Below are 25,295 nucleotides of genomic sequence, written 5' to 3'. Positions count from 1 at the left end.
CCTCACGACTCGATAGCGGTGCGCTGGTGCCCCGCCGTGGCCGTGCCGCGCGGGGTGGCCCGGCCCGGGTCGGCGGCCCGGGCCGGACGGGGCGGCCGGCGGGGTGCGCCGGCCGCCGACGGGTGCGCTCAGCGGCTCCGGGTGGAGCCGACGGTCTCGGTGATCGCCCGCAGGGACTCCTTGAGGGAGCCCATGGTGGCGAGGACGGCGGTCGGCTCGTAGCCGCAGTGCGCCATGCAGTTGGCGCAGCGGGCGTCCTTGCCGCGGCCGTACTTGTCCCAGTCGGTCTTCTCGATCAGCTCGCGGTAGGTCGGCACGTAGCCGTCGGCCATCAGGTAGCAGGGCCGCTGCCAGCCGAACAGCGAGTAGTTGGGGATGCCCCAGGCGGTGCACTCGAAGTCGACCCGGCCCTCCAGGAAGTCCAGGAAGAGCGGGCTGTGGTTGAGCCGCCAGCGCCGCCGCCGGCCGCCGGCGAAGGTCTTGCGGAACAGCTCGCGGGTCTGCTCGACGCCGAGGAAGTGTTCCTGGTCGGGCGCCTTCTCGTAGGCGAACGCCGGGGAGATCATCATCTCGTCGACCTTGAGCTCGTCGTTGAGGTAGTCGAGCACGTCGATGATGGTCTGCGGGGTGTCGGTGTTGAAGAAGGTGGAGTTGGTGGTCACCCGGAAGCCGCGCCGCTTGGCCTCCTTGATCGCCGCCACCGCCTCGTCGAAGGTGCCCTCCTTGGCCACCGAGGCGTCGTGCCGCTCGCGCAGCCCGTCGATGTGCACGGTGAAGGTGAAGTAGGGCGAGGGCTTGAACTTGTCGAGCTTCTTGCGCAGCAGCAGCGCGTTGGTGCAGAGGAACACGTACTTGCGGCGCTCGACCAGCTGCCGGACGATCTCGTCGATCTGCGGGTGCATCAGCGGCTCGCCGCCGGCGATCGAGACCATCGGGGCGCCGGACTCCAGGACCGCCCCGACCGCCTGGGCGACCGGCATCCGCTGCTTCAGCACCCCGGCCGGGTGCTGGATCTTGCCGCACCCCTCGCAGGCCAGGTTGCAGGCGAAGAGCGGTTCCAGTTCGACGATCAGCGGGAATTTGTCGCGCCGCTTGAGCTTCTGCTGCATGAGGTAGGTGCCGACCCGCACGGTCTGGCGCAGCGGCATGGCCATGGCTAGCTCGCCTCCTGGGGGAGCGTCGAGGATGTGGGGTGGTTCAGGGCGGCGGGCGCGGGGCGGCCGCGCGGCGGCCGGTCGTCGCGCAGGTGCCAGTCGACCAGGGCGGGCACCGTGGAGCGCAGGGTGCGCCAGGCGCGGACCCCGGCCGGCAGGGTTCCCGGGCGCAGCAACTCGCGCTCGGGCGTGTCGACGACCACCCGCAGCACGGCCGCGGGCAGGCCGGGGCGCATTTCGCGCAGGGCCGCCAGTACGGCGGCGGCCTCCATGTCGACGGCGAGCGCCCCCTGCAGGTGCAGGGCGCGCCGCTCCAGGCCGCGCACCACGTGGTCGGCGGTGTGGTGCACGCCGGTGTGCGCGGTCAGGCCGCGCACGGTCAGGGCCCGGGTGAGCGCCGGGCCGGAATCGACGGCGAAGTGGTTCCCCTCGGCATCGCGCACCCCGTCGGCAACGATCACCTCGCCGGGCGCTATTCCCGGCGCGACGGCGGCGCCGAAGCCGGCCACCACGATGGCGCCGTAGCCGCCCGGGGCGGCGGTGAGCAGCCTTCTGACGGTGAGTGAGGCCCGGCGGCGGCCGACCCCGGTCCGCACCACGACGGGCGGGCCGCCCGCCGCACCGCGCCAGTCCCCGCCGCGCAGGGCCCACACCTCGGGGCCGAGCGCGCACAGGACCAGCAGCGGGGAAGCGGTCACCGGGACGCCCCGATCCCGGCGGGGCCCCCGGCCGGGCGGCCGACCGCGGGGTTGCCGTGCAGGTAGCGGCCGAGCGCGGTGACCGGGAACACCAGCCGGTACAGGTGGTAGTTGATGGAGAAGTCCCACGGGAAGCCGGTACCGGTGAACTGGGGCTCGTCCCAGGTGCCTTCGGGCAGCTGGGTGCGCACCAGCCAGTCGACGCCGCGCTCCACCGCCGCGTTGGCCCGGCCGTCCGGTCCCTCGCCGGCCGCGAGCAGCGCCATCAGCGCCCACGCGGTCTGCGAGGCGGTGGACTCGCCCCGCCCGGCCCAGCGCGCCGGGTCGTCGTAGGAGCGCATGTCCTCGCCCCAGCCGCCGTCGGCGTTCTGGCGGTCCTCCAGCCAGCGCACCGCCCGGCGGATCGCCGGGTGCTCGGCGGGGACGCCGGTCGCGACCAGGGCGGGCAGCACCGAGCCGGTGCCGTAGATGTAGTTGGTGCCCCAGCGGCCGAACCAGGAGCCGTCCGCCTCCTGGTTGCGCAGCAGCCACTCGACGCCGCGCCGGGTGCGCGGGTCGTGCGCCCGGCCGACCGCGGCGAGCATCTCCACGACGTGGGCGGTGACGTCCGCGGACGGCGGGTCGACGACCTCGCCGAAGTCGCAGAACGGCAGCTTGTTCGGCAGCGTGCTGGTGTTGTCGACGTCGAAGGCGCCCCAGGCGCCGTTCTTGGACTGCATGCCGAGGTTCCACCGCACGCCCCGGTCGACGGAGGCGGCGACCTTGGCGGGGTCGGGGTGGGCGACCCGGCGCAGCGCGAGCACCACCTCGGCGGTGTCGTCGATGTCCGGGTAGGTGTCGTTCTCGAACTCGAAGGCCCAGCCGCCGGGGGCGAGCGAGGGCCGCTGGACGGACCAGTCGCCGGCCTTGGTGATCTCCTCACCGAGCATCCAGTCGACGGCGGAGACCAGCGCCGGGTGGTCGGCCGGTACGCCGGCGTCGACCAGGGCGACGGTGGCCAGGCAGGTGTCCCAGACCGGGGACTGGCAGGCCTCCAGCCAGCGGCGGCCGTCGGGGGTGTGCACGGTGAAGCGGTCGAAGGAGGCGAGGCCGGCCCGCATCACCGGGTGGTCGAGCTCGTAGCCCTCCAGGTGCAGGGCGATCAGCGAGTAGACGGCGGGCGGCTGGATGCCTCCCCAGCAGCCGTCGGCCTCCTGGCGCTCGACGATCCAGCGGCAGGCCTGGGAGAGCGCGAGCCTGCGCAGCGGGCGCAGCGCGCGCCGGTGGTAGGCGTGCAGGACCTTGTCGAGGCGTTCGAACAGGCCGTCCCAGCTGGTGGCCGGGGCCATCGGCCGGGCGGGGTAGGGGTCGTCCGGGTCGGTGTGCAGCTCGGTGAGCGGGAAGGGCGCCGGGCGCACCGGGCGGTGGGCGGAGACGATGGTCAGCGGGACGATGGTCTGCCGGGCCCAGCAGCCGAAGGCGTAGATGTTCAGCGGGAGCCACTTGGGCAGGAACATGATCTCCGGCGGCATCTCGGGCAGCCGTTCCCAGGGCCACCAGCCGAAGAGCGCGAGCCAGATCCGGGTGAACACGCGGGCCGCGGCGATGCCTCCGGCGGAGCGGATCCAGCGGGCGGCGGCCAGCATGTGCGGGGCGTTCGGGTCGTCGCCGGCGAGCTTCAGGGCGACGTACGCCTCGACGGTGGTGGAGAGCTCGGCCGGGCCGCCGTGGAAGGTGGACCAGGTGCCGTCCTCGCGCTGCTGGGAACGGATCCACTCGGCGGTGGCCTTGGTCTGCTCCTCGGTGAGGATCCCGAGGAACTGCCGGAGCAGTAAGTCCTCGGCGTCCATGGTGACGTTGGTCTCCAGATCGCCCTTCCACCACCCCTCGGAGCTCTGCAGGGAGAGCAGGTGGGTGGTGGCACGGGCCAGTGCCTCCTCGGCGGAGGCGGCCCCGTCCTGCTGCTGATCGGTCCGGCCGGCCGGGGCGTCCGGGGCGGATCCCTCGGGCTGCCACCGCCCGGCGCTCAGCAGCGCCGGGGGGAGGCCGCCCACCGCGACCGGCTCGGAATCGTACTCAGGGTCGAGCCGGCCGTCCGCGGTTGCTGTCAACGTAACGTCACCTCTCTCGTACCACCACGAATTCGGCGAGTGCGACGAAGTGCTCGCGCACCACATCGGGCATGGGCACCTCGTCCAGCGCGGCGAGGGCAGTCGTGTGCTGGCGGCGGGCCTCCTCCTGGGTCCAGGCGCGACCGCCGGCCTTCTCGATCAGCAGCGCGCGGGCGGCCAGCTCGGTCTCGCTCTCCTCGCCGCGCCCCTTGGGGTCGGCGAGCTGTTCGGCCAGTTCGCGGGAGGCCTCGCCGCCCTCGGCGAGGGCGGCGGCGACCGGCAGGGACTTCTTGCGCTGGCGCAGGTCGCCCCAGTGCGGCTTGCCGGTGACCTCGGTGGCCCCCCAGATGCCGAGCAGGTCGTCGACCGCCTGGAAGGCCAGGCCCAGGTGCTCGCCGAAGCGCTGGAGGGAGTCCGAGACCCGGTCGTCGGCGCCGGCCAGGACGGCGCCCAGCGCCGAGGCGGCGGAGAGCAGGGCGGCGGTCTTGCCGCCCTCCATCTCCAGGCACTCGGCGACCGTGACGGTGTCCCGCTGCTCGAAGGCGACGTCCATCGCCTGGCCGTCGATCAGCCGGCGGCTGGCGGTGTTGAGCAGCCGGACGGCGCGCGCGGCATCGGTGGGGCTCGCGCCACCCGTGGTCGCGGCGTCGAGCAGCACCTCCGTACCGAGCGTCGCCAGGGCGTCACCGACCAGGATCGCCTGGGACGGGCCGAAGACCGTCCAGGCGGTGGCCCGGTGGCGCCGGGTCTCGTCACCGTCCATCAGATCATCATGGAGCAGGGAGAAGTTGTGCACCAGTTCAACAGCGACCCCGCCGGGCACACCGGCCTCCGCCGGGGCGCCGGCGGCCTGGGCCGAGAGCAGGGCCAGGGCCGGGCGGACGGCCTTGCCGCCGTCCCCCGCGACCGGCGTGCCGTCCCGGTCGATCCAGCCGAAGTGGTACGCCGCGACGGTGTTCATGGGTTCCGCCAGACGGGCGACGGCGGCCCTCAGCGGCGGGGTGCAGAGCGCGCGGGTGCGGTTGAGCAGCTCCGGCACCGAGACCGGTTCGGCATGTGCCGTGCCTCCGACGGCCGTGCCGATGCGTGACTCCACGTACGTTCCCTCTCCCTGGTGGTGCCTGGCCGCGTGGGACGGCCGGACGCTGGCGGTGGTGGTGCGGCCGTTGGGGCCACGGCCGGCACGGGGGGTCGCGCCCCCGGGACCCGAGCGGTGGGCGCCGGCTCTGGCGGGCTCGCCGCGGTCCCCGGTGCGCTGGGCGCCGGTCACCGCGGCCACCTCCCGTCGCCGCGGTCCGAGGGCCGGCGCCGGCCCTCGGCGGCGAGGGCCGCGTCGGCGGCGGCGTGGCCGCTGCGCACCGCCCCCTCCATCGTGGCGGGCCAGCCGGTGGCCGTCCACGCGCCGGCCAGCAGCAGGCCGGGGACGGCGGTGCGCGGGCCGGGCCGCAGCGCCGCCGTGCCCGGGGCCGGGTCGAAGGTGGCGGTGCGCTCCCTGGTGACGAAGAAGTCCAGCACCTCGGCGCCGCCGGCGGCGGGCAGCAGCCGGGCCAGCTCCGGCAGGTAGCGTCGGCGCAGCTCGGCGACCGGCAGGTCGATCTCGTCCTGCACCGCGGACTGCGACAGCGCCAGGTACTGGGCGTCCGGGTGGGCCGCGCCGAGCCCGGTGCCGGCCAGGCCGGAGTGCCGGGTGCGGTCGAAGACCCACTGGACGGGCGAGCCGAGCGCGGCGAAGAACGGCCTGCGCAGGACGCGCCGGTCGTAGATCACGTGCACGTTCAGGATCGGCGCGGTGCCGAAGTCGGCCAGCCGCTCCTGCCCGGGGACCGCGTCCGGCGGCAGCAGGGCCGCCGCGGTGTCCTGGGCGCCGGCCAGCACCACGGTGTCGGCGGCGAGCGGCTCGTCGACGCCCTCCAGCCGGACGGCGTGCTGCGGGACGGCCGGCTTGAGCTCGCTCACCCGGGCGCGCAGCAGCACCTTCACACCGGCGCGTTCCAGCTCGGCGAGCGCCCGGTCGTGGTGGATCACGCCGAGCGGGACGCTGGGCGTGCCGATGTCGGAGGCCCCGGGGTCGGACAGCAGCCCGGTCTTGAACACCATGGCGGCCAGCGCCAGCGACACCTGGTCGGCGCGGGCGTTCAGGGTCGCCACGCCCACGAGGTCCCACAGCGCGGCCAGGGTGCGATCGTTCTGGCCGTGGGACCGCAGCCAGTCGGCGAAGGAGACCTCGTCCAGCGCCGGGTCGGCGAGGTCGAGGCGGCGCAGGGCCAGGGCGCCGCGCACCACCCGGGCCCGGTCGGCCGGGCTCAGGTGCGGGTAGCCGGCCAGGCTGCCGGCCAGGTGCAGCGGCACCGGCAGTGCGGCGCGCTCCAGCTTGCCCAAGGTGCGCACCGGTGCGCCGGCGGGCCCGGAGACGCCCAGCACGGGCACCTGGAGGCGGTCCTGGAGGTGCACCAGTCGGCCCGCGCCCAGCCGCTCCAGCAGGCCGCGGTAGGCGGTGCAGCAGCGCAGGTAGACGTGCTGGCCGTTGTCGACGGTCAGCTCGCCGCGCCGGAACGAGAAGGCCAGGCCGCCCAGCCGGGGACGGCCCTCGGCGAGGGTGACCCGGTGGCCGGCCTCGGCCAGCCGCAGAGCGGCGGTGATGCCCGCGAGGCCGCCGCCGACCACGACGGCGGCCGGGCGCGCGGAGTCGGCTCGCCCGGTCATCGGACCTCCCCCTCGCGTCCCGCGCCCGGTCCGGTCACGGCCGGAGCGCCCGTGGTCAATGCGGTCGGACCCGGGACCGGTGCGGTCGGATCCGGCACAGCCGTCAACAGGGCTCTACCCAAAAGTGATTCCCCGCTGACACAGCGTGACAGAACTGTGGCAAGAATCAAGAACGCCCCCCGGCGAGCCCGGAAAGCGCGACGTACGCCTTCTCCCAGCCCGGCAGCGACACCCGGCCGCGCAGCACCGACTCCGGGTCGGCGGCGATCCGGCCGAGCAGCCGGTGGTAGATGCCCGCCATCGCGGCGGTGCAGGCCCGGCTGCGGCGGTCGAGCATCGGCAGCAGCCGCAGGCCCTCCTCGAAGGCCGCCTGGGCGCGGGCCGCCTCGAAGGCGATCAGGCCGGTGAAGTCCGCGCCGACCGGCGGCCGGGACTGCGCGAAGCCCTCCTGGCAGCCGAACCGGACGAGGTCCTCGGTCGGCAGGTAGGTGCGACCGTTCAGGGCGTCCTCGCGCAGGTCGCGCAGGATGTTGGTGAGCTGGAGCGCCAGGCCGAGGGTGTCGGCGTACCGGGCGCCGCGCTCGGGGTCGTCGCAGCCGTACACGCCGAGCGAGAGCCGCCCGATCGCCCCGGCCACGCACCGGCAGTAGACCTTGAGCTCCTCGTACGTCTGGTACTCGGCGCCCTTGAGGTCCATCTCGACCCCGTCGATCAGCTCGTCGAAGCCGCCGAGCGGGATCGGGAACCGCCGGGCCGCGTCCGCCAGCGCGACCTTGATCGGGTCGGTGTCGTCCTCCGCGACCGAGCCGGCCCGGATCTCGTCGAGCAGCTCGCGGGTGCGCAGCAGGGCCTCGGCCTTGCGGTCGTCCGGGAGGTCGCCGTCGCCGATGTCGTCCACCCGGCGGGCGAGCGCGTACAGGGCCGACATGGCCAGCCGCTTCGGCTCCGGCAGCAACCTGATGCCGTAGCTGAAGTTGCGGGCCTGCAGCCCGGTCACTGCCTCGCAGTACCGGTACGCCGCCATGACCGGCGCCGACGCCAGTGGTGATGCCGCCACTCGGGCGTTCACCTTCCCTTCGCGAAGATGGCCGCCGCCTTCGCTGCGAGGCGGCGCTTGTCCGGCTTCGCCTGCTGGGCGAGCACGTCGTACCCGGCGTCCTCGACGGCCGCCAGGGCCGCGTAGCCACCTGCGGTGAATCCCGCCAGGAGCAGTCGAAGCCTCCCCCGAACCGTACCTACCAATGGCGCACCGCGGTCGAGCAGGGTGCGGGCCCGGTCCACCTGGAAGGAGATCAGCCGCCGCACGGCGGGGCTCGCGCCCGGCGCGGCGAGGTCCTCCTCGGTGACCCCGAACCGTTCCAGGTCCTCGGCGGGCAGGTAGATCCGGCCGCGGGCGAGGTCCTCGGCGACGTCCTGGAGGTGCTCGACGATCTGCAGGGCGGTGCAGACGGCGTCGGACATCGCCACCCGCTCGGGGGTGGAGACGCCGGCGATGGCGAGCACCAGGCGGCCGACCGGGTCGGCGGAGAGCGTGCAGTACTCCAGGAGGTCGTCGTAGCGGGGGTAGCGGTCGGCGGTCTGGTCGACCCGGTTGGCCTGGATCAGCCGGCGGAACGGCTCCGGGGTGAGGCCGTGCCGGTCGACCAGCGGGACCAGCGGGCGCATCAGCGGGTGGCGGGGGGCCTCGGCGGCCGAGGACGGGGCGAGGGCCGTCTCGAAGACCCGGTCGAGGTCGCGCTCCAGGCCGTCCAGCAGGGCGAGCCGGAAGGCGGTCTCCTCGGGGCCGGGCCGGTGCGGGCCGGCGGCGGGCCCGGCCGCGGGGGCGGGCGCCGCGGGCGGGGCGGGCACGCCGAGCAGTGCGGCGGTGCCGGCCGGGTCGGCGAGGTCGCCGTCACCGGCGTCGTCGACCAGCCGGGCGAAGCCGTAGACCGTCATCAGGTCGTCGCGCCACGCGGCGGGCAGGAAGAACGGGGCGACCGGGAAGTTCTCCGCGCTCGCCTTGGCGAGGGTCGCCGCTCCCGCGGCACCCTCCGCGGGCGGGGAATCACTGTTGGGCTGGGCCGAAGCCGACACTGCTGTCACTCCCCCGTTCTACACCGCTCCGGTGACCGGCCCGAGTCGGACACGCGTCCGATCACGGGAGTCACGTCCGGCACACCACCCCCGCGCCTACAGCCTGACACCAACGGCCGCGCCGGAGAAGGGCGCCTCGCCCGGCGCACGGGGCGCTCACCCGGGCGGCGGCGGGCCACCCGGGGCACGACGGGGCGGGACGGGGCGCACGAACGACGGCGGGGCCGGTCCCGGATCTCCTCCGGGACCGGCCCCTGCGCGGGGTCCTGCGCGGTCCGGTCCGCCGTCAGGGGCGCTCGCCGCGCTCGTAGCGGCGGACGACCTCCTCGGTCGGCCCGTCCATGATGAGCTCGCCGGCCTCGATCCAGATGGTCCGCTCGCAGGTCTCGCGGATCGACGCGTTGTCGTGGCTGACCAGGAAGACCGTACCGGCCTGCTCGCGCAGCTCCTCGATCCGCTTCTTGCTGCGGGCCTGGAAGGCCTGGTCACCGGTGGCCAGCGCCTCGTCGATGAGCAGCACGTCGTGGGTCTTGGCCGCGGCGATGGCGAAGCGCAGGCGGGCGCCCATGCCGGAGGAGTAGGTGCGCATCGGCAGCGAGATGAAGTCGCCCTTCTCGTTGATGCCCGAGAAGTCGACGATCTCCTGGTAGCGGCGCTTCACGTCGGCCGGCGACATGCCCATGGCGAGGCAGCCGAGGACGACGTTGCGCTCACCGGTCAGCTCGTTCATCAGCGCGGCGTTGACGCCGAGCAGCGAGGGCTGGCCGTTGGTGTAGATGCCGCCCTTCTCGGTCGGCAGCAGGCCGGCGATGGCCGCCAGCATGGTGGACTTGCCGGAGCCGTTGGAGCCGATCAGGCCGATCGCCTCACCCTTGTACGCGGTGAAGCTGACGCCCTTGACCGCGTGCACCTCGCGCACGCCGGAGCCGCGCTTGCGGCTGATGATCCGGCTCAGCGCCGAGGTGGCGCTGCCCTTGCCGGAGCCGGCGCCGTGCACCCGGTAGACGATGTGCACGTCGTCGACGACGACGGTGGGGTCGCGGGCCACGTCGGCGTCGAACACCTTGCGGCGCGGACGGGCGTCCTTGAGGTCCTTGCGCAGGTCGTCGGTCCCGCGCACGTCGGTGTCAGCCACGGCCGTACTCCTCCTCAGCCTTCCAGAAGAAGACGTATCCGATGACCAGCATGCCCACACCCCAGGCGATCCCGTACTTCCACTGGTGCGCCGGGAACTCCAGGAAGACCTTCTCGTGCTTGTTGTAGATGATCGGCGCGAGCGCGTGGCGGACCAGGTCGATGTAGACCGAGGCCGGGTTGAGCTCCATCACCTTCTGCCAGAACGGCGGCCACTCCTTGATCTTGTCCGAGATGCTGTACATGACACCGGACAGGAACAGCCAGGCGCGCATCGCGAACGGGATCAGCTGGGAGATGTCGCTGGTCTTGGCGCCTATCCGGGCGAAGATCAGGGCGACGCCGGTGTTGAACATCGACTGCAGCACCAGCGCGGGCACGACCAGGATCCAGGTGCGGCCGGGTTCGATGCCGTTCATCAGGACCACGGCGAACAGCACGACCATCGAGATCAGCAGCTGCTGGAGCTGGATCACGGTGAACGCGACCGGCAGCGAGGCGCGCGGGAAGTGCAGCGCCCGGATCAGCCCGAGGTTGTCCGAGATCGCCCGGGTGCCGGACTGCACGGCGTTCTGGGTGAACTGGAAGATGAAGACGCCGATGCAGAGCCAGGCGACGTAGTACGGGTTGTCGTCCTTGTTCTTCAGGATCTCGCCGAAGACCAGGTAGAACACCGCGCAGTTCAGCAGCGGCGTCACGACCTGCCAGATCTGGCCGAGCTTGGCGTCGGTGTACTGGGCCACCAGGCGCGCGGTGGCGAAGGCCCAGATGAAGTGACGGCGGGCCCAGAGCTGCTTGGTGTAGGCGAACAGGCCGGGCCGTCTGCCGCTCACCGTCAGACCGTACTTGTCCGCAAGCTGCTTGGGGGTCAGGCCCGCGTCCGCCCCCCTCGGGGCGGAGAGGCTGACGGGTTCACTCACTGTCGACACATTCGTCCTTCGCGCGGGATCGTCGGGGCGGGCCGGTCGGCGGGGGTCCGCCGGCCTGCCCCGAGGAGGATCCACTCGGATATCGGGGGGAGTGCGGCCGGTCTGTGGTCACCGGCCATGACGACCGTCCTACCGTACGGTCGTCGGACGGATCAGATGACCGGCGGCCGGCCCAGCCGGGTCAGGCGCCACACGGTACGCCATCGCATGGGCCGCCGCGCACCGCAGGGTTCGCGCCAGCCCGCCTTGAACCCGCCCAGCCAGGCCTTGAGGGCCTCCGGGGAGGGCCGACGGGCCAGCGTGAGCAGGAACCAGGTTCCCAGGTATAGAGGCACCAACAGGCCCGGAAGGTTCCGCCTCGCGAGCCAGACCCTGTTCCGGGCCACGTTGTGGAAGTACGTGGCGTGCCGGGCGGGCGAGGTGGTGGGGTGGTGCAGCACCACGTCGGCGCGGTAGTCGATGGCCCAGCCGGCGTCCAGCGCGCGCCAGGCGAGGTCGGTCTCCTCGTGCGCGTAGAAGAACTCGCCGGGCAGCTGGCCGGCGTTCTCGAAGACGGCGCACCGCACCGCGCTCGCGCCGCCCAGGAAGGTGGTCACCCGGGAGGAGCGCAGCGGGTCGCTGGCGCGCAGCCGGGGCACGTGCCGGCGCTGGGTGACACCGGTGTCCGGGTCGGCGATCCGGAAGCTCACGATGCCGAGCTCCGGGTCGGCGGTGAAGGCCTCGCGCAGCAGGCGGGCCGCGTCGGTGCCGGGCAGCCGGCCGTCGTCGTCCAGGAACAGCACCGCGTCGACCTCACGGCCGTTGCGGCCGAACAGCTCGATGCCGACGTTGCGCCCGCCCGGGATGCCGAGGTTCTCGGGCAGCTCGACGGCGCGCACGCCCTCCGGGAGCGGGGGCATCGGGGCGCCGTTGGCGACCACGGCCAGCTCGACGGCCGGGCCCTGCTGGGCGCGGACGGAATCGATCAGGGCGATCAGCTCGTCCGGGCGGTTGCCCATGGTGATGATCACCGCGCCGAGCCGGAAGGCGTCGGCGCCGGCCGTGCCGCCCGGCGCGGTGCTCCCGGTCGTTCCGGTGGCCGTCACGTCGCTCCCCTTCACGTCGTTCCCCTTCACGTCGGTCACCGGAGCCTGCTCGACAGGACGATGCTCAGCAGGTGCAGCACGGTCTGCAGCATGGCGATCGCGGCCAGCACGACCACCGCGACCCGGGTGAAGAACAGGCCTCCGTGGAGGACGTCGGCGACGCCCGCGGCCAGGATGAACAGCGAGGCCTCGACCGCGCCGACCAGCCGGTGGAACTTGAGGAACGAGGCGGCCCGGCGGGCCCGGGCGACGCCGGCCGAGCGCGGCACCGAGGCGCTGTCCTCGACCGCGGTCAGGCCGCTGCGGGCGCGGGCGACGTCGACCAGGTCGGTCTCCGACTTGATCAGGATCGCGCCGAGCGCGGCCAGGGTGCCGAGGAAGGCCCACTCCCAGTGCGCGGCGGCGCCCTCGCGGTGCAGCAGGTCGGTGCCGCGCAGGCCGAGGCCGGTCAGCAGCGCCGCCTCGGACATGTAGTGGCCGACCCGGTCCAGGTAGACGCCGGTGAGCGAGGTCTGCCGGCGCCAGCGGGCCACCTCGCCGTCCACGCAGTCCAGCAGCAGGTACACCTGGATCAGCAGGGCCGCCAGCACCGCGCCGGCGATGCCCGGGACGACCAGCGCGGCGCCCGCCAGGATGCCGGTGACCATCATCAGGTACGTCAGGCCGTTGGGCGTGATCGCCGTCACGGTGGACAGCACCCGGGTGATCCGCAGCGAGATCCGCCGCATGTAGAGCCGTCCGGCCCAGTGCTCGGCGCTCCGGCGCTGGAGCATGCCCTCCGGGTGGATCACCGCGCGCAGCTCCTCGATCGAGGGCCGGCGGGTCAGGTCCACCGGCGGTGGCGCGGCCCCCGCGGCGGAGCGGTCAGCTGTTGACGGCTTGGACATAGTCGGCGTACGCGTCCCTGATTGCGGAGGGGGAGAGGTCGAGGTGCTCAAGAATGGTGAAGCGGCCCGGCCGGGTGTTCGGAGCGTAGTGCACCGCCTCGGTGAACTCCGCCTCGGTGAAGCCGATCTGAGCGGCGGTCACCGGCAGTCCGTGGTGCGCCAGGCGCTCCACGATCAGGCCGGTCAGCTCGCGCTCGCCCCGCAGGAAGCTGGCGAAGGCGGCCCCGAGGCCGACCTGCTCGCCGTGCTGGGCGGACCGCTTGGGGTACAGCACGTCCAGGGCATGCGAGATCTCGTGGCAGGCGCCCGACGAGGGCCGGGTGCTGCCGGCGATGTTCATCGCGATGCCGGAGAGTACCAGTGCCTCCGCGAGGGCCGTCAGGAAGCCCCGGTCCTGGAGGTTGCCCGGGTGCCGCAGCAGGTTCTCGCCCGCCGAGCGGGCCATCGCGACGGCCAGTCCGTCCACCGGTTCGCCGGTCTCGGCGTGCGACAGCTCCCAGTCGGCGCAGGCCGAGATGTTGGAGACGATGTCGCCGATGCCGGCCGCGACGAAGCGCGGCGGGGCGCCCAGGATCACGTCCAGGTCGATCACGATGCCGATCGGGCTGGGCACCCCGTAGGAGCCGCGTCCGCCCACGTTGTCCAGGGTGGAGACCGGCGAGCAGATGCCGTCGTGGGCCAGGTTGGTCGGGACGGAGACCAGCGGCAGGCCGATCCGCGCGGCGGCGTACTTGGCGACGTCGATGATCTTGCCGCCGCCCAGGGCGACGACGGTGTCGTAGTGGCCGCCGTGCACGCCGCCGCGGATCTCGTCCGCCAGCCGGACCGCGCTGTCGAGGCTGCCGTCCTCGACGCTGTACCAGTCGGCGCCGGGCAGCGCCGGCTCCAGCCGGGCGCGCAGCACCGAGCCCGAGCCGTTGCTGATCGCCACCGCGATCCGGCCCGAGGCGGACAGCCGCTGGTCGGCGAGGATGCCGCCGAGCGCGTCCAGGGCGCCCGGGCGGATCTCGACGAAGACCGGCGACGGCACCAGCCGGGTCAGTACTGGCACGCGATCTCCCGCGCCTTCGCCAGGTCGTCGTGGTTGTCGACCTCGACCCAGGAGACCTCGCCGATCGGCTGGACGTCGATCCGCAGGCCGCGGTCGACCATCTCCTGGTAGCCGTCCTCGTAGTACAGCTGCGGGTCGCGCTCGTAGGTGGCGCGCAGCGCGTCGGCGAGGTCGGCGGCGGCGGACGGGTTGATCACGGTGACGCCGATGTACTCGCCGGTGGCCTCGGCCGGGTCCATCAGCTTGGTGATGCGGCGCATGCCGGCGGTCGGGTGGACGACCACCTTCATCTCCTCGTCGGCGAGCCGCTTCACCGTGTCGAGGGCGAGCAGGATGCCGGCCTCGCGCCCCTCGGCGGCCAGCCGGGCGTTGCCCTCCAGCATGGTGCGCTGGACGGAGACCGGGTGGACGGTGTCGCCGTTGGCGAGCAGCAGGCCCTCGGTGAAGAGGTCGCGGGCACACCAGAGCGAGTAGGCGTTGTTCCACTCCTCGGCCTTGTCGTTCTCGACCAGGGTGAGCTTGACGCCGTACTTCCGCTCCAGGGCGTCCTTGCGCTCCTCCACCGCCTCCTTGCGGTAGCCGACGACGATCGCCGCCTCACGCAGGCCGACCTCGGCGAAGTTGCCGAGGGTGAGGTCCAGAACGGTCCGCTCCCCGTCGACCGGCACCAGCGCCTTGGGCAGCGTGTCGGTGTACGGGCGCAGTCGGCGGCCGGCGCCGGCTGCCAGAACGAGGCCGATCATGCGAGGTCTCCTGATCCGTCGTGCGGTGCGCGGCCGCGCGCGGCTACCGGGAGTCTCCGGGTGACCGGCGATGGCGCGCCGCGGCCGCCGAGATGCGGCCGCGGTGTCCTATGTGATGGTAGGCGACCACGGCGACCAGCCCGAACGCGGCCGGAGCGTCGAACACAGATCGAACACATTCCGAACAACTCTGCTATTGCGGCGCCACTCCCCGGCCACCGGGCGCCCCCTTCCCGCCCGGTTGTGCGTCGGACCTCGGCGCGGTGCCACCCGTACGGCAGACTGGGGCGCGACGCCACCGGTGCGAGCCGTGGTTGCTCCCCGTGCTCCCGAAGTGCTCCCGAAGCTGCCGAAAGAGGCCTCATGCCCCAGAGCCTGCCGACCGACCGCCCGACCCACCTCGACCCGCGGACCGGCCCCGGCTCCGACGCCGACACCGACGCCGGGGGGTCGCTCGACTCCGGCGTGGACACCGGCCTCGACACCGGTCTCGACGTCGAGACGGACGTGGACAGCGGCGCGCGGCCCTCCGGCGCCCAGCAGGAGATCCTGCTGGAGCTGGTCGACGACGAGGGCGTGACGATCGGCACCGCGGAGAAGCTCTGGGCCCACCAGCAGCCCGGCCGGCTGCACCGGGCCTTCTCGGTGTTCCTCTTCGACCGGCAGGGCCGGATGCTGCTCCAGCGCCGGGCGCTCGGCAAGTACCACTCCCCCGGCGTCTGGTCGAACACCTGCTGCGGCCACCCCTACCCCGACGAGCAGCCCTTCGTGGCCGCCGCCCGGCGGACCGCGGAGGAGCTGGGCGTCGCCCCGGCGCTGCTGTGCGAGGCGGGCACGGTCCGCTACGACCTGCCGGACGAGGCGTCCGGGCTGATCGAGCGGGAGTGGAACCACCTGTTCGTGGGCCTGGTCACCGGGCCGGTGCGGCCGGCGCCCGAGGAGGTGGACGACTACGCCTTCGTGACCGCCGAGGAGCTGCGCGCACTGGAGGCGGAGCGGCCGTTCTCGGTATGGTTCCGGACCGTGTTCGAGGCCGCCCTGCCGGGGATCCGCGAGATCGCCGGGAACGCCTGGTAGACCTGCTCCGACCGTCAGCTCCGGGGGAGCGGCAGCGAGGCCCAGATGACCTTGCCGCCCTCCCCCGCCTTCTCCACGTCGCAGACCCCGCCGGCCTGCAGCGTGACGCTCTTCACCAGCAGCAGCCCCCGCCCGCCGGTGCGCCCGGTGTCGGCCGCCAGGGCCTTCGGCCGGTACGGGTCGCCGTCCTCGACGGAGACCCGTACCCAGCCGTCGCGCACCGCCAGCTCGGTGGTCACCTCCGGCGACAGCTCGGCGGCGTGCGTCACCGCGTTGCCGACCAGCTCCGAGACGATCAGCAGCAGGTCGTCCACCAGCTCCTGGTAGCGGATCTCCGCCAGGCCCTGGGCCAGCAGCCGGTCGCGCACCGCGTGCCGGGTGCGCGGCACCGAGGCCTGCTCGGCGGGCACGGTGAACCGCCACACCCCCTCGGCGGGCCCGCCCCGCGCCGCCGCCTCTTCCTCGCTGATCCGCTCCACGTCCAGCCGTCCTTCGTCCGCGACCCGGGAATCAGGCGTTCCGCTCATGGCGCCCTCGGTCCACAGAGGCTAGGAGAGCCGCCCCGGCGGCCGGGGCACCGTCGACAAGTTGCCCGTGTCGGACCACCCCTGCCCGTTCCCGACCGTTCACCGTCCGCAACTCGACCGTTTACCGCCGACGAACCACCGCTTCGCGCACACCTGCGACCCATCCCACGGCCCCCCACCATCCCGACCGGGGAAACGCAGGTGAGAAGCACTCCGAAACCCTGGTAATGTTCTCTCTGTCGCCGAGGGGGCGAGCAGAAATCCCCCGAAGCACACACCCCGTCCGGGTGGCGGAATGGCAGACGCGCTAGCTTGAGGTGCTAGTGCCCTTTATCGGGCGTGGGGGTTCAAGTCCCCCCTCGGACACCATGGATTCCCCGTGGGAACTCGAAAGAGATCCCACGGGGATTTTATTTTTTCACCCTTTCGGACCGCCTGTCGCCGGCCCTTCCGCGGCCCGCCTCCACGGCACGATGGTTCGGACACGAGATGACAACGATCGGGTGTTTTGTGTCGCATTTGAGGATTGTCTGAGGTTTCGCCCGATTTGGCCGCTTAGGCTGTCTCCGTTTGTCCGGAAAACCGAATGACATGATGAGACAGAGGACCGATACGGTGAGTGACCCCGAGTCGACAACGGCATCCCATCAGCACTACCGCCGTTCGCTCGGCACCATCAGCCTCACCGCCGTGGGCCTGGGGTCGATCATCGGATCCGGCTGGCTCTTCGGGGCCGAGCGGGCGGCGCGGCTGGCCGGGCCGGCGTCGATCGTCGCCTGGGTGATCGGGGCGGCCGTCGCCCTGACCATCGCGCTCACCTACAGCGAGCTGGGGTCGATGTTCCCCAAGGCCGGCGGCATGGTCCGGTACGGGCAGTACTCGCACGGCTCGCTGGCCGGGTACCTGGCCGCCTGGGCCAACTGGATCGCCATCGTCTCGGTCATCCCCGGTGAGGCGACCGCCTCGGTGCAGTACATGAGCTCCTGGGACTTCGGCTGGGCCAAGGGCCTGTACGACGGGCAGGAGCTGTCGGTCAGCGGTGTGGCGCTGGCGAGCGTGCTGCTGCTGGTGTACTTCGCGCTGAACTGGTTCGCGATCACGCTGTTCGCCAAGACCAACACCGCGATCACGGTGTTCAAGATCGTCGTCCCGACGGTCACCGCCGGCGCGCTGCTGCTCGCGCACTTCGACACCAAGCACTTCACCGACCACGGCGGCTTCGCCCCGAACGGCTGGAGCGCGGTGTTCACCGCGGTGGCCGTGTCCGGCATCGTCTGGGCGTTCAACGGCTTCCAGTCCCCGCTCAACCTGGCCGGCGAGGCCCGCAACCCCGGCAAGTCGCTGCCCAAGGCGGTGATCGGCTCGATCCTGATCGCCCTGGTGATCTACGTCGCGCTGCAGATCGCCTTCCTCGGCGCCGTGCCGACCGCCGACCTGAGCAACGGCTGGAGCGGCCTCGGCTACACCTCGCCGCTCGCCGACCTGGCCGTCGCCTGGGGCCTGAACTGGCTCGCGCTGCTGCTGTACGCGGACGCCTTCGTCTCCCCCAGCGGCACCGGCATGATCTACGCCGCCACCACCTCCCGGATGATCCACGGCGTCCAGGAGAACGGCCACCTGCCGTCCGTCTTCGGCAGGGTCGACCGCCGGACCGGCATCCCGCGCCCGGCGCTGGTGCTCAACCTGGTCGTCGCCTTCGGCTTCCTCGCGGTCTTCCGCGGCTGGGGCTCGCTCGCCGAGATCGTCTCGGTGGCCACCGTGATCTCGTACATCACCGGCCCGGTCGCCGTGATGGCGCTGCGCCGCCTGGCGCCCGAGCTGCCGCGCCCGGTCCGGCTGCGCGCGATGCCGGTGATCGCCCCGGTCGCCATGATCTTCGGCTCGCTGGTGCTCTACTGGGCCCGCTGGCCGCTCACCGGCAAGGTCATCCTGCTGATGGCCGCCGGCCTGCCGATCTGGGCCTGGTACGAGCTGCGCAAGCCGTTCGCCGAGCTCAAGCCGCACCTCAAGGCGGGCGCCTGGATGATCGCCTACCTGTTCGTGATGGCCGGCGTCTCCTGGGCCGGCTCCGCCGACTTCGGCGGCCACGGCTACCTGCCGGAGGGCTGGGACCTCCTGGTCGTCGCCGCCATCGCCCTGGTCTTCTACGCCTGGGGCGTGCGCAGCGCCTGGGCCAACCCCTCGCTGGCCGCCGTCAAGCGCGAGCTGACGGAAACCGAAGGCGCCGCCGACCAGGCACCCCGCGCCCCGGAAACCGGCACGGCCTCCCGGGTCTGAGGCCCGCCGCAGTCGTCCGCAGGGGTGTCGTTCCGGGATCTTCCGGGACGACACCCCTGCGGCGTTGTCAGGGCCGTACGGAATACTGGATCACATGTCGCCCGCTGCGTCCTCCCCTTCCGTCGCGGCCCGTATGAGCCGGCAGGCCTCCCGTGACACCGCTCAGGAAGTGGCCGTCCGACAGCTCCTCTTCCGATGGGGGCTCCGTTACCGCGTGAACGCCAAGGTCCCGGGAATGCCCCGTCGGACCGCCGACATCCTGTTCCTCGGGCCGAAGGTCGCGGTGTTCCTCGACGGCTGCTTCTGGCACGGCTGCCCCGAGCACGCGACCAGCCCCAAGGCCAACGCCGAGTGGTGGCGCACCAAGCTGGACCGGAACGTCGCCCGCGACCGGGAGACCACGCAGCACCTCGTCGACACCGGCTGGACCGTCCTGCGCTTCTGGGAGCACGAAGCCGCCGGCGAGATAGCCAGAACGGTCTACGCCCGTCTGCGGCCGGACGGCCCCGCCCCGGTCGACAACCCCTGACCCACCCACCCGATCGGGCCGCCGGCCCCGCTGTCGGCACCGACATCTAGTCTTGGGCCGAACGGCTCACGGAGGTGGTGTGTTGAGGTCCCACAGGTTCACGTCGCTGGAGATCTGCTCCGGGGTCGGCGCGCAGGCTCTCGGACTGGAGCGGGCGGGATTCGACCCCGTGATGCTGATCGACAACGAGGACAACGCGTGCAGGACGGTCCGGCTGAACCGGCCGCTCTGGGACGTGCGGTGCGAGGACGTCGTCGACTTCGATCCGGCCGACCACACCCAGACCTACGACGTGGACCTCCTCAGCGGCGGCCTGCCTCGGGTCAGGTCGGCCGCGGCCGTCCGACGAACGGGGAACGACGCCGAGCGCAGGATTCTGCGTGCGGCGGTGTTGCTGACGACCGCCGTCCGACCGAAGGCGCTGATGCTGGAGAATCTCCCGGATCTCGTCGAGAAGGACACCTTCGCCGAGGACCGGAGCTGGATCGAGGAGGAACTCGCCCACGCCGGCTACCGGTGGCACTGGGAGGTCCTGAACGCCGTGCACTTCGGTGTTCCCCAGAAACGCAGGAGCGGCTTTCTCGTCGCGTTCGCCGAACGGGGCGGGGCCGACTTCGTCTGGCCCAGGCGGACCGACGGTCCGCCGCCCACCGTAGGACAGGCTCTCCGTGCCTCGATGGCGGCCGGCGGCTGGGCCGGCGCGGAGCGGTGGGCCCAACGCGCCGACAGCCCGGCACCGGCCCTCGTCGGCGGGTCCGGAAACCACGGCGGCCCGGACCTCGGTCCGACCGGCACCAAGCGGGCCTGGGCATCGCTGGGCGTCGAAGGGAAGAGTCTCAGCGACGGCCCCCCGAACGCCGACTTTCCCCTCGACGGCATTCCGAGGATCAGCCTCCGTCAGGCGGCGACGATCCAGGCCATCCCGGAGGACTGGGTCGTCCACGGTCCCAAGACGCCCGCGTACCGCCAGATCGGGCACGCCATGCCTCCCCCGCTGGCCGAGGCCGTCGGCCGTTCGATCGCCACGGTGCTGGCGGGCTAGGATCGACACCATGTCTTCGCCCGAAACCACCCCTGAATTCAAGATCGTTGATCTCTTCGCCGGTCCCGGCGGCCTGGACATGGCCGCGCACGTACTGGGTGTTCCGGCAACGGGTGTGGAGTGGGACGACAACGCGTGCCGAACCCGTGCCGCGGCCGGCCTGGCCACAGTGCAGGGCGATGTCCGTGCGCTGGATCCCGGCCACTTCGACGCCAACGTGCTCGCCGGTGGCCCCCCGTGCCAGACCTTCACGGTCGCGGGCAAGGGCGCGGGCCGGCAGGCACTGGACCAGGTGCTCGACTTCGCCCGGCGGATGGCCAAGGGCGAGGACGTGCGGGGCGAGCTCGACGCCCTCGAGGACGAACGGACCGGCCTCGTCCTGGAACCGCTGCGGTGGGCGCTCGACGCGCTCGACAACGACCGGGGCTACACCACGATCGTGCTGGAGCAGGTGCCGGCCGTGCTTCCGGTCTGGCAGGAGTACAAGCGCATCCTGGAGGCGCGCGGCTACAGCGCCGAATGCGACGTCCTGCACACCGAGGAGTTCGGTGTACCCCAGACCCGGCGACGCGCCATCCTGATCGCGCGCAAGCGTCCGGAGGATTCGGTCCTGGGCGACGTGGTGGAGTTCCCGCGGCCCACTCATCGACGATTCCACAAGAGCACGGCGAAGAAGGCTCACGGCACCGGCCTGCAGCGCTGGGTCACCATGGGGGAAACGCTCAAGAACGTCCCGACGCCCTACGAGGTGGTGTCGAACTACGGCACCGGCGGCGACCCTGCGGCCCGCGGTCGCCGCAGTCACGATGAACCGGCCTTCACCGTCACCGGCAAGGTCTCCCGGAACTGGCTGGAGCGCCCCGGCGTTCCGGTCCCCGTCCCGAAGGAGCGCGAGCGCTTCACGCTGCCCGAGTCCGGCGCCCTCCAGACCTTTCCGGCGAACTATCCGTGGTCCGGCAAGGACCAGGCTCAGCAGATCGGCAACGCCATTCCGCCCCGCCTCGGTGTCCACGTCCTGGCCGCGGCCCTCCGTCGCGGGCCGGAGGACATCCAGATGGCGCTGAAGAAGCTCGACGTCTGGGGACCTTCGACCGATGGGCCCGCGATGTACTCCGTGGACGAGTGGAAGCAGAAGGTCGCTTCCGAGCAGCAGGAAGCAGCGGCCGTCCTGGTCTGAGTCGGTGCTCCGGGGTGGGGCGGTTCCTTCGCGGAAGGAGCCGCCCCACCCGTCGGTCACGGTGTCGCCTCGGCCTCGTGCTTGCGCCCGCGGTCCCGCAGTGGCGCATGCTCGGAGAACTGCTGGAACATCCGGGCCAGGTGGTCCACCGCGTCGCGCCGCACCGATTCCTCGGGCGGACCGTCGGGGAGCCGGTCCCACGGAACCGCAGGGTCCGTGTCCGCATCGTCGATCCAGCCGGCCAGGGCGTCCGGATCGGGCAGGTCGTCGTGGGCGATCACGTCGTACATCAACGTGCTTCCGGCCGCGTTCACCGCGGTGCAGAGGGCGTTGACCCGGTCGCCGAGCCGATTGGCGCCCGACTCGGCAAGCCCCTTCAGGACCCGGACCATGGCCAGGGCGGTGGGACGGTGGTCGATCGCGTCCAGACGCATCGCGGTGTTGAGCATGTCCTGGTTGCGGCAGGCGATCTCGACCGGACGGTAGTCGCCGCCGTCACGGAACAACTCCGCCGCCCACCACAGGCGGGCGAAGGCCTGCGTGTAGTGGATGCCGGTGAATCGAGGAGCGCTGACCGTTCGTGGCTCACCGTCCTTCGACTCCCCTCGCGGGAGGTGACGCCACAGGACGTAATCGGGTGCGACGACCAGGGCGAGGAAGTTCCACAGGCCCGGCCCGGCCGCCTCGGCCCGCGTCATGCGGAGCGTCGCGTGCAGCCGGGGAGCCAGCCAGGCGTCGGCATCGGTGGACGAGTCGTCGAAACGGCGGACCGCCTCGTCGAGCAACTCCCGGACCGGGGCCGTGTCCCAGCGGCCGGAGCCGTCGTCGATCGCCTCGCTCGCGCGCATCAGCGCGACCTGGGGCAGCTGCTCCCGACCGGCCCGGACCCCGATCGTCAGGTACTTGGCGGCGACGGTCGGGGACAACAGGGCGAGCCGCTCGGGCGTGTGACTTCCGGGGCGGTTCAACGGCTTGCACCTTCCTGGTTGCGCGTGACGGTGCGGACGGCCGTGGTCAGCTGTTTGGGGACCTGGGCCCGGCGGGCGGCCGCGAACTGGATCCGGGACTGGAGCTCGGCCCAGCCGTGCCCCTCACACCGCCGCGTGTGCGCCTCGGCCAGGGCCTCGGCGGGAGGTCGACCTGGGAGGACGTCCGGCAGCATGGCGCGCAGCGCGGCCTCCCGCCAGCCGTCGGGGAATCGCGGGACACCGTCCTCGTCCGACTCGACGTCACCGAGCGCGGCATGGAACATGGCCGTCCACGCCTCCCCCGCGACCTGGGCCGCCACCAGGCCGGCGGTGGCCTTCTCCAGCGGGCCGCGTGGGGTGTTGAGCAGTTCGGTCAGACCCTCGAAGGACGTGTTGAGGAACACCACCGGCAGGTCGCCCGTGGTCTCGACCAACCACGGAGCGTCCCTGTACTGATGGAGCCACTCGTGCGGGCCGTCCCGGAAGTCCTCCTGACGGATCTCGATCTCGCGGCGACGGAGCGGGGTCCGGGCGAGGAGGTCGACGTACCACGGCTCGTCGGCGGTCCCGATGACCCGGCCGTCGATGCCGTCGTAGCTGCCGACCAGGCTGACCTGCAGGGTCGCACGCGCCACGTGCGAGCTCCGGCGGACCACCACTTCGCCGCGCCACCGGCGGTCGGTGCGGCTGCGTTCGAGTCGTGTGACGCTTCGGGCGTTGGTGGCCCCCTCGGTCAGGACGGCGACACAGGTCACCGCCGCCCACGGCCCGTCGGCCAGCTCGTCGCCGGGCGCGGCGACCTCGAGTTCGAGCACCCCCTCGCGCCAGTCGTTCCGGTCCACCTGGTGCAGGGCGACGACGTGCTCACGTTCGGAGACGTAGGAGAAGGGCAGTTCCCTGCCGTCGATGCTCGCCCGACGGATCGAGACGTCGATCCTGCCGAGCAGGGTCGGGTAGGGGTAGACGGTGCTCACTGGGTGACCTCCCGGGCCTGCTGAACCTCCACGATCACACCGGCGAGGGCCGCGGCGACCGGATGACTGCCGATGGCGGTGATGCCCGCGAACCTGGCCGTGCGGGCCTCCGGATCCACGAGGATCCGGCCGTCGACGATCCGGCAGTTCTCGACGGCCGACAGTTCCGCCCACTTGAGCGACGGACGCCCACCGGACCGGACGTCGAACTTGGCGACCGGCGTCAACTGCCACGGGTCCTCCCGCGGCGGGAGTTTCAGCACCACGTCCAGCGTCCAGGCGCCGGAGGCGTCGACCCGCCCGCGGGTCCGCTCCACCACGGGGTGCCCCTCCACCCGGCGCGCGGCGGCGGCCGGCAGGTCGAGGCGCAGCAGGTTGCGGAGCACCTCCGGTCCGGCGGACTCCTGTCGGTCCACCCGGCGGCCCACGATCGAACGCAGGGCCGCGTCCATCGCCGTGTTGAAGTCGGTGAGCTTCCTCGGCGCGTTGGCATAGGTGGCCGTCAGGTCCTCGGTCGTACCCCAACGGTCGTGCTCGGGCGGTTCCGCCGCACGCAGGAAGGCCTCGCCGGCGTGCACCGCCGCGTCGTCCTCCCCCGTGGCGTAGCCCGCCAGAAGCACGGCCTGGAACGGGTCCGCCCCCAGACCGAGGTTGCGCGGCCGTCGGGAGGTGACGGTCATCCGGGTACCGCGCATGCACACGATCCGGCTGTGTTCCTCGTCGGAGTCGTCGGCCGGGGTGACGAGGAGGACCGCCTCGTGGGTGAACCCCTTGGCCCGGCGCCCGTCGGATCGCAGTGCCGGGACGTCCAGGGCCACCCGCACCGCGGCGACCTGGTCGGCGGCGGTGAGCTCCTCCACCGTGTCGCCGTCGAGGTAGGCCCGTAGGGCATGGGTGAGCGCGGGTCGGTGCTCACGGGGGTCGACCGATCGTTCCGGCAGGACGGCCTCCCCGTTGTGGAGGACCCGGACCGAGGCCTCCAGGAGGGCGGGGGTCGAGCGGCCCGCCGTCATGGCAGCCCAGAAGTTGTCGGCGAGGGCGGTGACCAGCGCGGTCTGCATCTCCTGCAACGTGGTGCAGTTACCTGCGGCGTCGTGCGCCCCGACGATGAGGAAGGATGTCCCGGGGTCCTCCCCGTCGCGATCGAGGTGGAGGTCGGCCACGGTCCTCTCGTCCGCCCACCAGGACCGTGAGACCCCCTCGTGCTCCTTCTCCGTATCGGGTTCGCCGAGCCATGCGGGCCCCGCGTACGCGACATCGTCGACAGTCCGCCACGGCAGGTCGAGCCTGCCGACCACGCGCCGGGCGGTGCGCCCCTCGTGCGCTGCCGACAGGGTGCTGTTGATCAGCACCAGCCCCAACCGGCTCGCCGCCCACAGCGTGGCCTTGCCGAGACCGTACGACCCGCCCGCCCGGTCGCTGCTCTTGTGGCTGTCGAGCTGGCGGCGGACCACGGCGGCGAATCGCCCGTCGCCGTACTCGGGGCCGGTCAGCCCGGACGCGTTGTAGTCGTCGATCCGCAGCAGGAGCAGCGACGGTTCCTCGTCACCGAGGCCGCGAAGGCCGCGCAGCCCCTCGGCCACCACCCGGCCGACCTTCTGGCGGGACCGCGCGGCCGCGTCGTAGTGCGGCTCGATGGCGTCCCAGTGCAGCGCCCGGAGGAAGGAGTGGAGGTGCTCTCCGGTCAGCTCGTGCAGGGTGAACCGGATCCTGACCGGCCGGGTCGCGTCGAGCCGCTCGTCGAGACTGTTCTGGGTCGCCTCGCGCGCCAGGACTGCGAGGTTGGCGTCGAAGGCGAACGCGGCGGCGTTGCCGTACTCCCGACCGCCGTCCTGGTGGGCGAGGCGGTGGTGCCACCGGACCGGCCCGGTCGTTCCCGCGTCGGTGTCCCGAGTGACCAGGGTGGCGACGTCCGTGCCCAGCAGCTCGGCGATCCTGGGCATGAGGTCGGGCCGGGGCCGTGCCCGCCCGGTGACCCATGCCGACACCGCTGCCCTGGTGAGTCCCAGCTGTTCGGCGAACTCGGCCTGCGACATCCCGGCGCGGCGGAGCTGGCGCCCCAGCCACGCACCGAAGTGTTCGTCCTCCATCGACCCCTCTCCCGACCGCATTCGGTGGCCGTCCGCCCCGTGCGGGCGGATCTTGAGCCATCAGAGTATCACTTCGATTGACAGTGA

22 protein-coding genes and 1 tRNA gene are annotated in these 25,295 nt (G+C 72.5%); 6 read left to right on the top strand and 17 right to left on the bottom strand.

Going from position 1 to position 25,295, the window contains the following annotated elements; all coding sequences use genetic code 11:
- Positions 1-128 precede the first annotated feature (128 nt).
- The 13 genes from hpnH to ACFU9E_RS27695 all read right to left on the bottom strand — a co-directional run bounded on the left by hpnH (position 129) and on the right by ACFU9E_RS27695 (position 14,547).
- On the bottom strand, positions 129-1,154 hold the full coding sequence (gene hpnH, locus ACFU9E_RS27755; RefSeq protein WP_355373792.1) for an adenosyl-hopene transferase HpnH: 1,026 nt from the start codon (positions 1,152-1,154) through the stop codon (positions 129-131).
- A gap of 2 nt (positions 1,155-1,156) precedes the next feature.
- A complete protein-coding gene (locus ACFU9E_RS27750) occupies positions 1,157-1,852 on the bottom strand; it encodes a 1-hydroxy-2-methyl-2-butenyl 4-diphosphate reductase (protein WP_380686102.1) in 696 nt (231 codons plus the stop codon).
- Positions 1,849-3,942 (bottom strand): squalene--hopene cyclase, encoded by a 2,094-nt coding sequence (shc, locus tag ACFU9E_RS27745; RefSeq protein ID WP_380686104.1) that lies wholly within the window; start codon positions 3,940-3,942, stop codon positions 1,849-1,851. Before shc ends, ACFU9E_RS27750 begins: the two co-directional genes overlap by 4 nt.
- Before the next feature lie 7 nt (positions 3,943-3,949).
- Positions 3,950-5,038 (bottom strand): polyprenyl synthetase family protein, encoded by a 1,089-nt coding sequence (locus ACFU9E_RS27740; RefSeq protein WP_380686106.1) that lies wholly within the window; start codon positions 5,036-5,038, stop codon positions 3,950-3,952.
- 170 nt (positions 5,039-5,208) lie between these two features.
- The gene (gene hpnE, locus ACFU9E_RS27735; RefSeq protein ID WP_380686108.1) at positions 5,209-6,645 is read right to left on the bottom strand and encodes a hydroxysqualene dehydroxylase HpnE; all 1,437 of its coding nucleotides are present in this window, start codon (positions 6,643-6,645) and stop codon (positions 5,209-5,211) included.
- 166 nt (positions 6,646-6,811) lie between these two features.
- Positions 6,812-7,669 (bottom strand): presqualene diphosphate synthase HpnD, encoded by an 858-nt coding sequence (hpnD, locus tag ACFU9E_RS27730; RefSeq protein ID WP_355373810.1) that lies wholly within the window; start codon positions 7,667-7,669, stop codon positions 6,812-6,814.
- Positions 7,670-7,710: 41 nt separating this feature from the next.
- A complete protein-coding gene (gene hpnC, locus ACFU9E_RS27725; RefSeq protein ID WP_380686110.1) occupies positions 7,711-8,718 on the bottom strand; it encodes a squalene synthase HpnC in 1,008 nt (335 codons plus the stop codon).
- Between the two features lie 286 nt (positions 8,719-9,004).
- Positions 9,005-9,781 carry an ABC transporter ATP-binding protein gene (locus ACFU9E_RS27720; protein ID WP_380680913.1) on the bottom strand — a complete coding sequence of 259 codons (777 nt, stop codon included), beginning with the start codon at positions 9,779-9,781 and terminating at the stop codon, positions 9,005-9,007.
- A gap of 64 nt (positions 9,782-9,845) precedes the next feature.
- Positions 9,846-10,781: an ABC transporter permease gene (locus tag ACFU9E_RS27715; RefSeq protein ID WP_380680848.1), complete on the bottom strand. Its 936-nt coding sequence runs from the start codon at positions 10,779-10,781 to the stop codon at positions 9,846-9,848.
- Between the two features lie 152 nt (positions 10,782-10,933).
- On the bottom strand, positions 10,934-11,779 hold the full coding sequence (locus ACFU9E_RS27710; RefSeq protein ID WP_380680916.1) for a glycosyltransferase family 2 protein: 846 nt from the start codon (positions 11,777-11,779) through the stop codon (positions 10,934-10,936).
- Between the two features lie 122 nt (positions 11,780-11,901).
- The gene (locus tag ACFU9E_RS27705; protein ID WP_380680919.1) at positions 11,902-12,639 is read right to left on the bottom strand and encodes a CDP-alcohol phosphatidyltransferase family protein; all 738 of its coding nucleotides are present in this window, start codon (positions 12,637-12,639) and stop codon (positions 11,902-11,904) included.
- 91 nt (positions 12,640-12,730) lie between these two features.
- Positions 12,731-13,804 carry an iron-containing alcohol dehydrogenase family protein gene (locus ACFU9E_RS27700; protein ID WP_380680851.1) on the bottom strand — a complete coding sequence of 358 codons (1,074 nt, stop codon included), beginning with the start codon at positions 13,802-13,804 and terminating at the stop codon, positions 12,731-12,733.
- Complete coding sequence (locus tag ACFU9E_RS27695) at positions 13,792-14,547, bottom strand: sugar phosphate nucleotidyltransferase (RefSeq protein WP_380680854.1); 756 nt, start codon at positions 14,545-14,547, stop codon at positions 13,792-13,794. The genes ACFU9E_RS27700 and ACFU9E_RS27695 overlap by 13 nt, the downstream gene beginning before the upstream one ends.
- Before the next feature lie 363 nt (positions 14,548-14,910).
- Here ACFU9E_RS27695 and idi point away from each other — a divergent pair, with 363 nt between their 5' ends.
- Positions 14,911-15,624, top strand: coding sequence for an isopentenyl-diphosphate Delta-isomerase (idi, locus tag ACFU9E_RS27690; RefSeq protein WP_380680857.1), 714 nt, complete (start codon positions 14,911-14,913; stop codon positions 15,622-15,624).
- A 14-nt stretch (positions 15,625-15,638) separates the two neighbouring features.
- Here the strand turns inward: idi and ACFU9E_RS27685 are convergent, their stop codons facing one another.
- On the bottom strand, positions 15,639-16,151 hold the full coding sequence (locus ACFU9E_RS27685; protein WP_380680860.1) for an ATP-binding protein: 513 nt from the start codon (positions 16,149-16,151) through the stop codon (positions 15,639-15,641).
- A 281-nt stretch (positions 16,152-16,432) separates the two neighbouring features.
- Here ACFU9E_RS27685 and ACFU9E_RS27680 point away from each other — a divergent pair.
- The 5 genes from ACFU9E_RS27680 to ACFU9E_RS27660 all read left to right on the top strand — a co-directional run bounded on the left by ACFU9E_RS27680 (position 16,433) and on the right by ACFU9E_RS27660 (position 21,176).
- A tRNA-Leu gene (locus tag ACFU9E_RS27680) sits at positions 16,433-16,520 on the top strand.
- Positions 16,521-16,766: 246 nt separating this feature from the next.
- Positions 16,767-18,428: an APC family permease gene (locus ACFU9E_RS27675; protein ID WP_380680863.1), complete on the top strand. Its 1,662-nt coding sequence runs from the start codon at positions 16,767-16,769 to the stop codon at positions 18,426-18,428.
- Positions 18,429-18,561: 133 nt separating this feature from the next.
- Positions 18,562-18,957 carry a very short patch repair endonuclease gene (locus ACFU9E_RS27670; RefSeq protein ID WP_380680922.1) on the top strand — a complete coding sequence of 132 codons (396 nt, stop codon included), beginning with the start codon at positions 18,562-18,564 and terminating at the stop codon, positions 18,955-18,957.
- Positions 18,958-19,039: 82 nt separating this feature from the next.
- The gene (locus ACFU9E_RS27665; RefSeq protein WP_380680866.1) at positions 19,040-19,999 is read left to right on the top strand and encodes a DNA cytosine methyltransferase; all 960 of its coding nucleotides are present in this window, start codon (positions 19,040-19,042) and stop codon (positions 19,997-19,999) included.
- 10 nt (positions 20,000-20,009) lie between these two features.
- The gene (locus tag ACFU9E_RS27660; protein WP_380680869.1) at positions 20,010-21,176 is read left to right on the top strand and encodes a DNA cytosine methyltransferase; all 1,167 of its coding nucleotides are present in this window, start codon (positions 20,010-20,012) and stop codon (positions 21,174-21,176) included.
- Positions 21,177-21,232: 56 nt separating this feature from the next.
- On the opposite strand, the gene ACFU9E_RS27655 is transcribed toward ACFU9E_RS27660, so the two are convergent.
- From ACFU9E_RS27655 to ACFU9E_RS27645, 3 genes are read right to left on the bottom strand one after another with little or no spacing between them, the layout of a single operon-like run.
- Positions 21,233-22,144 (bottom strand): DUF6339 family protein, encoded by a 912-nt coding sequence (locus tag ACFU9E_RS27655; RefSeq protein WP_380680872.1) that lies wholly within the window; start codon positions 22,142-22,144, stop codon positions 21,233-21,235.
- Entirely contained in the window at positions 22,141-23,118 is a 978-nt protein-coding gene (locus ACFU9E_RS27650) for a hypothetical protein (RefSeq protein WP_380680875.1), read from the bottom strand. The genes ACFU9E_RS27655 and ACFU9E_RS27650 overlap by 4 nt, the downstream gene beginning before the upstream one ends.
- Positions 23,115-25,208 carry a helix-turn-helix transcriptional regulator gene (locus ACFU9E_RS27645; protein WP_380680878.1) on the bottom strand — a complete coding sequence of 698 codons (2,094 nt, stop codon included), beginning with the start codon at positions 25,206-25,208 and terminating at the stop codon, positions 23,115-23,117. The genes ACFU9E_RS27650 and ACFU9E_RS27645 overlap by 4 nt, the downstream gene beginning before the upstream one ends.
- Positions 25,209-25,295 lie beyond the last annotated feature (87 nt).

This window comes from Kitasatospora sp. NPDC057595 (genome assembly GCF_042800875.1).
Lineage (GTDB): Bacteria > Actinomycetota > Actinomycetes > Streptomycetales > Streptomycetaceae > Kitasatospora.
Note: the sequence above shows the minus strand (reverse complement) of the source record. Positions and strands in the feature narration are given on the sequence as shown.

Coding starts and splice junctions, on each gene's coding strand:
- hpnH (WP_355373792.1), bottom strand. CDS start 1,154: ATGGCCATGCCGCTGCGCCAGACCGTGCGGGTCGGCACCTACCTCATG.
- hpnE (WP_380686108.1), bottom strand. CDS start 6,645: ATGACCGGGCGAGCCGACTCCGCGCGCCCGGCCGCCGTCGTGGTCGGC.
- hpnD (WP_355373810.1), bottom strand. CDS start 7,669: ATGGCGGCGTACCGGTACTGCGAGGCAGTGACCGGGCTGCAGGCCCGC.
- ACFU9E_RS27710 (WP_380680916.1), bottom strand. CDS start 11,779: ATGGGCAACCGCCCGGACGAGCTGATCGCCCTGATCGATTCCGTCCGC.
- ACFU9E_RS27705 (WP_380680919.1), bottom strand. CDS start 12,639: ATGCTCCAGCGCCGGAGCGCCGAGCACTGGGCCGGACGGCTCTACATG.
- ACFU9E_RS27695 (WP_380680854.1), bottom strand. CDS start 14,547: ATGATCGGCCTCGTTCTGGCAGCCGGCGCCGGCCGCCGACTGCGCCCG.
- idi (WP_380680857.1), top strand. CDS start 14,911: ATGCCCCAGAGCCTGCCGACCGACCGCCCGACCCACCTCGACCCGCGG.
- ACFU9E_RS27685 (WP_380680860.1), bottom strand. CDS start 16,151: ATGAGCGGAACGCCTGATTCCCGGGTCGCGGACGAAGGACGGCTGGAC.
- ACFU9E_RS27670 (WP_380680922.1), top strand. CDS start 18,562: ATGAGCCGGCAGGCCTCCCGTGACACCGCTCAGGAAGTGGCCGTCCGA.
- ACFU9E_RS27660 (WP_380680869.1), top strand. CDS start 20,010: ATGTCTTCGCCCGAAACCACCCCTGAATTCAAGATCGTTGATCTCTTC.
- ACFU9E_RS27645 (WP_380680878.1), bottom strand. CDS start 25,208: ATGGAGGACGAACACTTCGGTGCGTGGCTGGGGCGCCAGCTCCGCCGC.